At 43.1% G+C, this 967-nt stretch carries 1 protein-coding gene; it reads right to left on the bottom strand.

What is annotated here, in order from left to right:
- A partial coding sequence (locus R7E78_RS24865; protein WP_318058441.1) for a DNA/RNA non-specific endonuclease occupies positions 1 to 719 on the bottom strand: 719 nt, incomplete at its 3' end.
- Between the last annotated feature and the right edge of the window lie 248 nt (positions 720 to 967).

Here is a 967-nt window from a genome sequence, read left to right on the forward strand (position 1 = left end):
ACTGATTCCATGTTGTCTTCGATGCTATCTGGCGTTTGAGCAAAAAAGTCTAATCCAGTTTGACGTTCAACTTCGTCAATGGTGGTAATAAAGTTGGCTAACTCAGAGCTTGAAACATCACGATGCGGGACAATGAACGCAATGGCTTCATCAAAGCTTGGATCAAGAATGACTTTGTAAAATGCGCTCGGGATCGCCACACCATTACCGATTGTTCCTTCGTTACCTTGGTAAATCGGTCCGGTCACCACATAAAGTTCATTGTACTCATTGGCGAGATCACGAACATGTTCCTCTAGAACGCGCCAACCAACTCGGTTAAACCCCGGCAGTTGAGGTGACATGTTGCTCATCAAAAAGCTTTGCTTCATTGACTCTTGGGTGAAATCCATTGTCGCTGACGGCGCAAGGTGCCCTCTGTCGTATCCTGAGCCTTTGTAGTCCGCTAGGGTAGAGCGCGCGTAATCCGGCATTTCAGTGTCTTCTTGGAAGGCGTTACTGCGTTTGTTGGTGATGTTCACGCTTTCCGCGGTAATGTGGTAAGCAACCCAGTCTGCATTTTTGGTGTTGTAGTTGTACCCAACCGCATAGCCATCTCTGCAAAGGAACTGATCGCTGTTGCTTGAAGGTATGCCTTTATCAAGGTGTTGACCGCAAGTTTCAGCAAGAGTAGGGAAGGATAGGAGTGTGACTAAAGATACTAAGATGATGTTTTTCATTATTTTTCTCCGTTATTAAGAGATTTAAAAATAATGAAATTACTCACTAAGACTGTGAATTAGCTTATAAACTAATCAGTATCTTGTAGGTTAATGATGAGGTAAATATCATTGCCGTGAATGTAAAGGGTTACACAACAGATTTTATAAACGTATTGTCTAACCCAAAACTTACAGCGTAAAAGAGATGTGCTTACTCGGCTTTATTTGGTCCGGTAAAGCGAATGTCTTGTAGGTTAAAGCCGAGC

It is taken from the genome of Vibrio sp. YT-19(2023), assembly GCF_033337395.1.